Below are 8,434 nucleotides of genomic sequence, written 5' to 3'. Positions count from 1 at the left end.
AAACTGATGCCATAATGGCAACCCGCATCGCCCTCAAAAGCCTGGATCAGTTCAACCTTGTAGAGCGTATCAGTAACCTGTTGACCGGGGCGCTCCTTGGGTTGGTATCTCTGGTTTTACTGTATTTTCTGTTCGCCTTTGCCCGCGGTGATAAAGGTATTCGCGCCGCTGGAGTTCTCGGCTCAACGTCAGTCATGTTCTTTGTGCCCGCCAGTGTGGGCATCAGTTTCGACCTCCCGATCAATGTCTACCTGCCAAACGGTTGTATCGAAACCTACTCAGTAGGTGGAATACTCATCGCCCAATTGCTGGCCCTCTTAAAGCTCAAGTGGCGGCAGGTCTGGATACGCGCACTTATCAAACTGAACATCGCAGCCCAGGTCGGCATTCTGCTCAGCGATGTTGTTACGCCCAGCTATCTGACCGAAACCATGCTGTACACCACCACGACCTTTGCTCAGCTGCTCACCATTTTTGTGACCACGGTATATCGCAGTAAGTATCCGGAGTGTCATGTATATCTGCGCAGTGCGGCCATCGTGATCACTCTGGGGATGGTGATCACACTCATGCACAAAATGAACTTAATCAATATGCCAGTGACCGAGCAGGTGTTGGTGTTTCTGTTACCTCTGGCAGCGGCTGCGGGCCTGTTCTTTTCACAACTGGCCATCAGCGCCAAACACAGCCATCGCGAAATCAGCGGTCAGCCGGGGATTCCGCCTGAGACCATGGGGCAGATCAGCCATGAGCTCAGAACCCCGATCAACGGCGTGATTGGCATGAGCGAGCTGCTCACTGACACGCCGCTATCGATCACACAACGCGACCACCTTGAGACCATCAAGATGGCGGGTACCGATTTGCTGGTACTGGTAAATGAACTTTCAGACCTCGGCAAACTGAAAGCCCGTGAAGTGTTTCTTGATATCAAACCCGTTCGGGTCATCAATCTTCTTAACCGCACACTCGGACACTTCCAGCAGGAAGCCGCGCGTAAACAGGTTGAGTTGATTCTCGACCTGTCTGACAATTTTCCTGAGCGCCTGCTGTGTGACCGCAACCGCCTGCTTTCCGTCTATTACAATCTGCTGTCACGCACTCTGGCATACACCGAGCACGGTGCCCTGACCGTGTATGCCTCTTACTACTGTGGTGAACAAGCACAAGGCCTGCGCCTGCAGCTGCAGATCAGTGGTACGGTCATCAAACAGCAGGAACTCGAGTCTCTGTTCCGCATGCTGCAACCGGGCAACACGAAAGTCGATGGCAACGACCCACACACCTGGAATCTAACGGTTGTCAGGGGTCTTATACGCCACATGCGCGGCACGTTGGATATCGAAAGCCTGAGCAGCCAGGGCGGCTCAGTTACCCTCTTCCTGCCGATGCAGACCGACACCAGTGAAGACCTCTCACAGAAAGAGCAGGACTCCTCTCTGAAGGGCCTGAATGTACTCATCGTTGATGACAACGCTACGCTGCGTTCAGTCATCGAAAAACAGCTGAAACGCTGGGGAGTGAACTCCGACAGCACCTACAGCGGCAAAGAAGCCCTGGCCATGCTGAGGACAGAACACCGCAACGGAACACCTTACGATATCGTTATCATTGATCACGATATGCCGGTGATGTCGGGCCTTCAGCTGGCAGAGCGTATTCACTCAGATGAAGAAATTCGCCGTAAGCCCGCCAACCTGATGCTGACCGGACTCAGCACCAACAGTGTCGAACGCAGTGCCTCCGCCGCCGGTATCGACTATGTGATCGCCAAGCCAGCCAGCGGTAATCGCCTGCGCGAAGCCCTCGCGATCCTTCAGAAACGGCGCACACCGGCCTACTGACCTGCATCATGCAGCTCTACGTTCAATAGGGTAAAATGGTCACCAGATTTCAAGAAGGTGACCTTCATGACCGCCAGAAGACAATTTTCTCTGTTCGATAAACTCATCACCAATGCCGATCAGGCGCTCCGCACACTGGTACCCGGTGCAGCAACTGCCGAGCGTGCTTCGCCAGCGCAGAGCCGTGAATACAGTGAACTGTCAGAGCAGGAACGACAGCATGCTGCCGGATTGATGCGCATTAACCATACCGGTGAAGTCTGTGCACAGGCGCTGTATCAGGGGCAGGCCCTGACAGCGAAACTGCCTGAAGTACGCGAAGCAATGGAAGAAGCGGCCGAAGAAGAAATCGACCACCTGGTCTGGTGTGAAGAACGTATCAAAGATCTTGGCAGCCACACCAGCCGCCTCAACCCTGCGTTCTACGCACTGTCATTCGGCATCGGTGCAATCGCGGGTAAGATCAGCGATAAGGTAAGTCTGGGCTTCGTCGCCGCCACAGAAGAGCAGGTCTGTAGCCATCTGAGCAAACACATGACGTCCCTGCCGACACAAGACGAAAAGAGTAAAGCTGTACTACTACAGATGCTTGAAGACGAAGCGAAACATGCGACAACGGCCATTGAAGCTGGCGGAAAGCGCTTTCCTTTGCCCGTAAAAATGGGAATGACTGCGCTCTCAAAAGTGATGACAAAAGCCACATACCGCATCTGAGCCGCGCCCTCCTGCCCCACTTTGGTTCAGAAGTGGGGCATCTATCGTTCCCCCTTTTATAGAACAAATCGCTGTAAAGAGGCATCTCTTCTGTAAACACTTGTCATATGGCCTACTCTGAAAAGTGGGCCTAATCTGAAAAGAGACAAGCGGGAGACAGATATGCCATCGTTCAACCTCATCAGTAAGATCCGCCGTTTTTATAAACTACCTGAGAATCACCCAGACATTGAGTGGACCAGAACTGAAACCTATCGCAGACGCCTGGAGCAGGTAAAAACAGGCTGGATTATCAGTGGTGTATTTATGTTAGCCGCAGAAAATGTTGCTGCGATTCTTGGCATATTCTTTTTCAGTAGTTTTATGAGCTTCGCATTTCTCGAACGGGACGAAGAATAAGCAACTTTTTTTATACCCGCTCTGCTTAAAGTAAAACAAACCACAAGCTGCAGAGCTCAACACGTCGCAACATCTTGAATCATCAGTATTTTTTCTGCAGTTTTTCCGCTCTCACTCTCCTGTTAAAACTTGTTCATCAAAAATCCCCTGAACTATTCACCGGATCACCGGTCGTAAAATTGACAGTAAAGAGACTGTAACGCCGGGAGAGGCCCTTTTTAACGCCCTCACGCGAAATCAATCTGAAGCCCGCAACAATCCCAAAAGGAGAGTTATTATGGCTAATGCAAACTCAAAATCAGCAAACAATTCAGTCGATAAGCAAGAAGAGCTGGCAGCAAGTCGTGAAGCAGTTTCTGAAGCTTATAACAAGCTGATCGACGCCAAAAATCACTTCAAAGTAGCCGCAGAATCGGCAGGTGTAGATGTCAAAAATGACGCCACTGAGCAGCTATTAAAAGGTCGTGATAAAGCCTCTGAACTTGCAGACCAGGCAACCGGCTACATGAAAGAAAAGCCACTGGTTACTGCGGGTATTGCATTTGCTGCAGGCTTCCTTGCTTCGAAAGTGCTCTCACGTAAATGAGCCCGGAAAGCAATAAAAAGCCAGAGCAGAGCGAACAGGAAGCTCTTGCTCAAGCGCTGACAGAACAACTGTCAGCGCTGTCTGGCCAGACCACAACGGCTGCAAAAGAACTGTCTGAAATATTCAGACTGGAGATGCAGTTAACGGTCGATGATACCCGAAGATTACTCATCACCTGGCTGGCGATTATTCCAGCAATTATTCTGGCATGGGTTTCTTTGGGTGGATTAATTGCCTGGTGTGTTTATGCCCTGTCAGCATCTGTGACCTGGGCAATTTCCAGTTTTACTTTGCTTCAGATTGCGCTCTGCATAACGCTGCTTTCAATGAGAAAACGATTCCGCAACGGTATCGGTTTTCGGCGCACCAAGTCGCATGCACGTCGAATCATACAGGAGGTATCCGGTGAAGCGTCAGACTATGATCAACCGACTCGATCAACTTGATGAACAGCTGACGCTTCGCACAAAAGCGATCGGCGTACTCGCAAAAGACTCTCACGAGACTCTTAAAAAAGTCCCCCCAGTCTGGTTAATAGGCACTGGCGTGGCAGCAGGTGCACTGGTCGGCTTTCTTGGCCCTACCCGTATCTCTGCCCTAAGCATTCAGGGCAGCCGGTTAATTCCGTTTACGCGTGATGCCTTCGCCTTAGGCCAGCAGTTCGGAGCCGGCGAATGAGTCAGCTTCGGCAGATTGCCCTAAAAAATCAGAACGATGAGTCAGAAGATCAGCCCAAAAAGCTGACCTCCATGCAAATGGTAATGTACTGGCTTATCGCATTTGTCGTTTTCTACACGCTGTACATTGCGCAGACACTCTTCCTGCCCGTTGTAGTGGCCGCACTGTTCGCACTGCTACTCAGCCCATTGGTACGAATACTCAAACGCTTCTATATTCCGAGATCATTCTCTGCCTTGCTGTTACTGGCCTCACTCGGTGTACCCTTTACACTGCTCGGAATGCAATTGGTCGAGCCCGCAGAGCGCTGGGCAGAACGTATTCCAGAGCTGTCGACACAGCTGACCACAGAGCTGAATGAAATCAGCGAAAAACTCGCGCTCAGCGAACAGGCGCCTCCACCAAAAGCTGAACCAGAAGAAGACAGCGGCGGATGGTTCGGCTGGTTCAGCAAAGATGAGCCCGAACCGCCGAAACCCGAACCTGAGCCAGACCAGAACGCTGTCTCAGACCGTTTCAAACAAGGCGGTGTTGAGTTAATGATTCAGATACTGGGCGCAACACCGGTCATGCTCACCCAGTTCTTCACCTTTGTGATTCTGGTCGTTTTCATGCTGGTATTCGGGCCGCTACTCTACAGTAACTTTATCAGTGGCTTTACCCAGCAAAGCGACAAGCAGGCGGCAAACTCGCTGCTCGACGAAGTACAACGCGAGCTATCGCGCTACATATTAACAGTGAGTGTCATCAATACCGGCCTTGGTATCGTGACAGGAGCGGCGCTCTGGGCCGCTGGTGTGCAGGATGCCCTGCTGTGGGGTGTGATGGTCGCCCTGCTGAACTTCGCCCCTTACGTGGGCCCGATTGCAGGCATGATGGTGCTGTATCTGGCTGGAATTATTCAGTACGGTGCAAACTGGATGGCGTTCATACCGCCATTGATCTTTTTTGGTATTAACACCATCGAAGCTCAGTTCATTACCCCTACCGTGCTCGGCCACAATATGAGGCTCAACCCTCTGATACTGATACTCTGGCTTATTCTGTGGGGCTGGATGTGGGGAGCTGTAGGCGTCTTGATTGCCGTGCCTTTACTGGTCTGCCTGAAACTGGCGGCCGCACGCCTGAATATCTTCTCTAGATGGGTAAAGCTGATCGAAACTCCTGGCTAAACAAAGCACAGATATAAGAGCGGCACAGGGGTATAAACAGTGCCGCTCATCCCTTCTATCGGATATCAGCCAGATTCGGGTTATCAGGCCTTTTTAACGAACTTGGCTGTCACCATAATTTCGCCAGCACCGGCAAACTTGCAGTCCAGCTCGTGATCCTTGCCTTCAACAATGCGGCGGATGGTCGTCTTAGAACCGATCTTCAGTGGCTGCGATGAACCTTTCACCTTCAGATCTTTAATCAGAGTGATCTGATCGCCTACTTCCAGCACCTTGCCGTTCGAATCACGAACCACAAACGCATCGTCATCGCTGTTATCTGCTGGGTTCCACTCGTGACCGCATTCCGGGCATACCAGGTTTGCCTGATCTTCATAAACATACTCAGACTGACACTGAGGGCATGGAGGCAAAGACATAATGAACACTTCTTATCGGTTTTTAAGGAGGCCGGAGTATACCCGAATAGCCCTACAAACGGTATGGGGTCTCAGTCATCATCCTGCATAGGGATGCCGTAAGTACCCGCATCCAGCCCAGCCAGCCGCTCATTGATGGCCGCCTGCTCTGCCGCCGTAACCTCAACAACATCATCAGGCTGATAGAAGATATGCCTCCCTTGGGCGTCATCGAAGCGAATCTTGCCCAGAATCACACCGCGTTCGCTGATGCAGTCCAGCTCCTGCTGGATAGGGAAAAACAACATACTGAACAGAACCTGAATAACGTAAAGGGGCGGCGATTATAGCTATCGGGGCAACCTCTCTCAATTTGTACAACTTACGTATAAGTTCTGGATTTTATCACCACTTCTCGTACACAATGAGACGACTTAGCTATCTGTCTTAACTCACCGGAGTCATGCATGTTCTCATTCTTGAAAAGTGATCCGACCAAGAAACTCAGAAAACAGCACGCCGCGCTGCTTGAACAAGCCATGCATGCCCAGCGAGGTGGCGATATCCGCACTTACTCTAAGCTATCAACGGAGGCTGAGGATATTTATAAGAAGATTCAGGAGATAGAGGCTGCAGAGAAGCTGTAAGACAGCTACTCGCAGGGTATAGCGAAATCCACATGGTAGTGCTCGTCATGGCGCACCCAAGAGCGCTTTTTCGAAAACTGAATATTGTCTTTAAGATACTGCCCGTACTTAGTATCAAGCAAATTTGGTTGCAGGGCCGGATCAAAGATTACCCGCCATAAACCGTGCCCGTGCGCTTTCGCCTGTTGGTCCAACGCTACTATATGAGCAGCGAGCGCCTCGTAATCAATGTGCATTTCATCGAAATGATCACTGCCATCGAACTCGATATTGTAGCCAAACTTATTTAAAGGATTCGTTGGCAGGTGAACGGATTTACCATTCCCATCCACGACTGGAGTCATGAAGTCGACAGATAGTCCGTTTCTGTGAGTCTTATGAGGTTTAAACTGACCGCCCTCTTTAAAACCTGTTTCTGCGTACTTATAAACCTTATCAGGTTGCTCTTTTTCCAACTGTACGTAGGCAGACACTACAATATCCCTGACTTCAGAATGAACATAAGTGCGACCAGCCAATCGGGCAATGGAGCGGTAGCCCACATAGTTGCTTCCTTCAGAGGGTAGCTGCACACCTCCAGACAAGCTGCCATTGGCTGTTGTGCCATAGCAGGTGCTCGTTTCGGCGTGTAACATCACAGGGAACGATAAGATGGCGAGTAGTATGTATCTCATAAGCATATTGGGCTTCGTTGACTGTCTTTGGTTTCCGTTTTATCGGGGCAAGATCATTGGTCCAATGCTTGTGCTTGTTATGCGCATGCTGCACTTTAACGTTTTTAATAGGATTTTATTGGTACGAAATCATAAGATCCTTTTTGGACCAATAAATATTCTGATGCGGAGTTTAATCGATTAATTAAGTGGTGCCCATCTAGTGGCTGAATATCAATCAAATTTCCCGGCTTTAAAATATTTGGATCACTACTAGAATCCAGCACAACTTCTATTTCACCACTTAAACATACTATGCTTTCAATAACATTCGAATGATAGTGTGCGGGTGAAATCTCTGCTGCTTTTAAACAGATTCTTGAAACTCTTACTTCATCTGTCTTGATTAAATCAATTTTATTCACTGACTTTTCTCTGACTCATAACGCCGCGTTCAGTTGCGGCCGGAATGGAGTTTGCCTTGTGCTAATGTTTTCTAGCACAAAGCAAGCGGAGTGTAGGGCGTCAATTGCAACGCTTTGTTATGCACTTATTCCTTGCCTTTAATAGGGGTTAATTTAGGCTTTGCCCCTTCAATATCCGAAATCTCTTGGTTTACAAGAGCCAAAAGTCGATTTAAGTAAAGACGATCATCTTGAATTTCAGAAAATTCATCGTCGTCCGAGCATTCATCTTCATTTACCTCAGAAAGGATGCCCTCATAGGCTTGAATAGATGCCCGTATATATGTTAGGTCCTTGTATGAAAAAGCCATATCATACCTTCTGTTTCATGTATTTTTTAAGCTCTTCAAGTTTTTCAATGTACTCAGATAACAGCATATCTCTATCAGGCTCTATTGAGTAGTGAGTATTTCCTTCGCTATCAGAGAACATATCCTTAGCGATAACTAAACCTTCTTCTAGTTTGGCATTCTTAGTTATTACCCACCAGCAATCATTTTTTCCGAGTTTGACCTTGCTGCTCATCCCATCAAAAAGTGAAACCCCGCCGGATTTCGCTAATACGTATAAGTCATCAGTTCCACCTTTTTGGTAGGTAACTATATCATTTTTCTTATCTTGCTCAGTTTTTGTCCTGCTGTTATAAGACTTTTGAGGCCTTGAATCTTCCTTGTATCGAACCTTGCCAATTTGCTCGTCACTCTTTTTTCCTTTCCGAAATACCACGTCGACATCGAATTTATACATATAAATCTGATTCGATCGCTTAGTTCGGTTAAGGTAGTCAATAGCTTCATTTTCAGTGAAGGTTAATATATTGGCTTTCATCATTACTCCTTTAATAGATGGTGATTGCATAACATCTATGGACACCCCTCA

General features: G+C 48.8%; 14 protein-coding genes. 8 read left to right on the top strand and 6 right to left on the bottom strand.

From position 1 onward, the window contains the following. The 7 genes from B2067_RS06860 to B2067_RS06830 all read left to right on the top strand — a co-directional run. Positions 1-1,844, top strand: a 1,844-nt coding sequence (locus B2067_RS06860) for a response regulator (protein WP_301387890.1), incomplete at its 5' end; no start/stop codon positions are given. Positions 1,845-1,910: 66 nt separating this feature from the next. After that, entirely contained in the window at positions 1,911-2,558 is a 648-nt protein-coding gene (gene coq7 / locus B2067_RS06855; RefSeq protein WP_068439699.1) for a 2-polyprenyl-3-methyl-6-methoxy-1,4-benzoquinone monooxygenase, read from the top strand. A 162-nt stretch (positions 2,559-2,720) separates the two neighbouring features. Beyond that, positions 2,721-2,957 carry a hypothetical protein gene (locus B2067_RS06850; protein WP_068439701.1) on the top strand — a complete coding sequence of 79 codons (237 nt, stop codon included), beginning with the start codon at positions 2,721-2,723 and terminating at the stop codon, positions 2,955-2,957. 277 nt (positions 2,958-3,234) lie between these two features. Continuing rightward, positions 3,235-3,543, top strand: coding sequence for a hypothetical protein (locus B2067_RS06845; protein WP_301387889.1), 309 nt, complete (start codon positions 3,235-3,237; stop codon positions 3,541-3,543). Continuing rightward, entirely contained in the window at positions 3,540-3,989 is a 450-nt protein-coding gene (locus B2067_RS06840) for a hypothetical protein (RefSeq protein WP_301387888.1), read from the top strand. Before B2067_RS06845 ends, B2067_RS06840 begins: the two co-directional genes overlap by 4 nt. Beyond that, positions 3,949-4,221 carry a hypothetical protein gene (locus B2067_RS06835; protein ID WP_273088076.1) on the top strand — a complete coding sequence of 91 codons (273 nt, stop codon included), beginning with the start codon at positions 3,949-3,951 and terminating at the stop codon, positions 4,219-4,221. Before B2067_RS06840 ends, B2067_RS06835 begins: the two co-directional genes overlap by 41 nt. After that, complete coding sequence (locus B2067_RS06830) at positions 4,218-5,393, top strand: AI-2E family transporter (RefSeq protein WP_217693581.1); 1,176 nt, start codon at positions 4,218-4,220, stop codon at positions 5,391-5,393. Before B2067_RS06835 ends, B2067_RS06830 begins: the two co-directional genes overlap by 4 nt. Before the next feature lie 83 nt (positions 5,394-5,476). Here B2067_RS06830 and B2067_RS06825 read toward each other — a convergent pair whose 3' ends face one another. Further along, positions 5,477-5,812 (bottom strand): zinc ribbon domain-containing protein YjdM, encoded by a 336-nt coding sequence (locus B2067_RS06825; protein WP_068440092.1) that lies wholly within the window; start codon positions 5,810-5,812, stop codon positions 5,477-5,479. 71 nt (positions 5,813-5,883) lie between these two features. Next, the gene (locus B2067_RS06820) at positions 5,884-6,099 is read right to left on the bottom strand and encodes a hypothetical protein (RefSeq protein ID WP_068438377.1); all 216 of its coding nucleotides are present in this window, start codon (positions 6,097-6,099) and stop codon (positions 5,884-5,886) included. 159 nt (positions 6,100-6,258) lie between these two features. Here B2067_RS06820 and B2067_RS06815 point away from each other — a divergent pair, with 159 nt between their 5' ends. Next, positions 6,259-6,438: a DUF6435 family protein gene (locus tag B2067_RS06815; RefSeq protein WP_076515158.1), complete on the top strand. Its 180-nt coding sequence runs from the start codon at positions 6,259-6,261 to the stop codon at positions 6,436-6,438. A gap of 5 nt (positions 6,439-6,443) precedes the next feature. On the opposite strand, the gene B2067_RS06810 is transcribed toward B2067_RS06815, so the two are convergent. The 4 genes from B2067_RS06810 to B2067_RS06795 form a co-directional block, all read right to left on the bottom strand. Beyond that, a complete protein-coding gene (locus B2067_RS06810) occupies positions 6,444-7,118 on the bottom strand; it encodes a penicillin-insensitive murein endopeptidase (RefSeq protein WP_301387886.1) in 675 nt (224 codons plus the stop codon). Between the two features lie 98 nt (positions 7,119-7,216). Continuing rightward, on the bottom strand, positions 7,217-7,516 hold the full coding sequence (locus B2067_RS06805) for a cupin domain-containing protein (RefSeq protein ID WP_076515160.1): 300 nt from the start codon (positions 7,514-7,516) through the stop codon (positions 7,217-7,219). A 125-nt stretch (positions 7,517-7,641) separates the two neighbouring features. Continuing rightward, positions 7,642-7,866, bottom strand: a complete 225-nt coding sequence (locus B2067_RS06800; RefSeq protein ID WP_075273413.1) for a hypothetical protein — start codon at positions 7,864-7,866, stop codon at positions 7,642-7,644. A gap of 1 nt (position 7,867) precedes the next feature. Then, positions 7,868-8,383, bottom strand: a complete 516-nt coding sequence (locus B2067_RS06795) for a hypothetical protein (RefSeq protein WP_297533984.1) — start codon at positions 8,381-8,383, stop codon at positions 7,868-7,870. Positions 8,384-8,434: the final 51 nt, after the last annotated feature.

The sequence above is a fragment of the Thalassolituus sp. UBA2590 genome (genome assembly GCF_002339775.1).
GTDB lineage: Bacteria > Pseudomonadota > Gammaproteobacteria > Pseudomonadales > Oceanobacteraceae > Thalassolituus.
Note: the sequence above shows the minus strand (reverse complement) of the source record. Positions and strands in the feature narration are given on the sequence as shown.

Excerpts from the sequence above, each read along its gene's own strand:
- coq7 (WP_068439699.1), top strand. The coding sequence starts at position 1,911 with ATGACCGCCAGAAGACAATTTTCTCTGTTCGATAAACTCATCACCAAT.
- B2067_RS06850 (WP_068439701.1), top strand. The coding sequence starts at position 2,721 with ATGCCATCGTTCAACCTCATCAGTAAGATCCGCCGTTTTTATAAACTA.
- B2067_RS06845 (WP_301387889.1), top strand. The coding sequence starts at position 3,235 with ATGGCTAATGCAAACTCAAAATCAGCAAACAATTCAGTCGATAAGCAA.
- B2067_RS06840 (WP_301387888.1), top strand. The coding sequence starts at position 3,540 with ATGAGCCCGGAAAGCAATAAAAAGCCAGAGCAGAGCGAACAGGAAGCT.
- B2067_RS06830 (WP_217693581.1), top strand. The coding sequence starts at position 4,218 with ATGAGTCAGCTTCGGCAGATTGCCCTAAAAAATCAGAACGATGAGTCA.
- B2067_RS06825 (WP_068440092.1), bottom strand. The coding sequence starts at position 5,812 with ATGTCTTTGCCTCCATGCCCTCAGTGTCAGTCTGAGTATGTTTATGAA.
- B2067_RS06820 (WP_068438377.1), bottom strand. The coding sequence starts at position 6,099 with ATGTTGTTTTTCCCTATCCAGCAGGAGCTGGACTGCATCAGCGAACGC.
- B2067_RS06815 (WP_076515158.1), top strand. The coding sequence starts at position 6,259 with ATGTTCTCATTCTTGAAAAGTGATCCGACCAAGAAACTCAGAAAACAG.
- B2067_RS06810 (WP_301387886.1), bottom strand. The coding sequence starts at position 7,118 with ATGCTTATGAGATACATACTACTCGCCATCTTATCGTTCCCTGTGATG.
- B2067_RS06800 (WP_075273413.1), bottom strand. The coding sequence starts at position 7,866 with ATGGCTTTTTCATACAAGGACCTAACATATATACGGGCATCTATTCAA.
- B2067_RS06795 (WP_297533984.1), bottom strand. The coding sequence starts at position 8,383 with ATGAAAGCCAATATATTAACCTTCACTGAAAATGAAGCTATTGACTAC.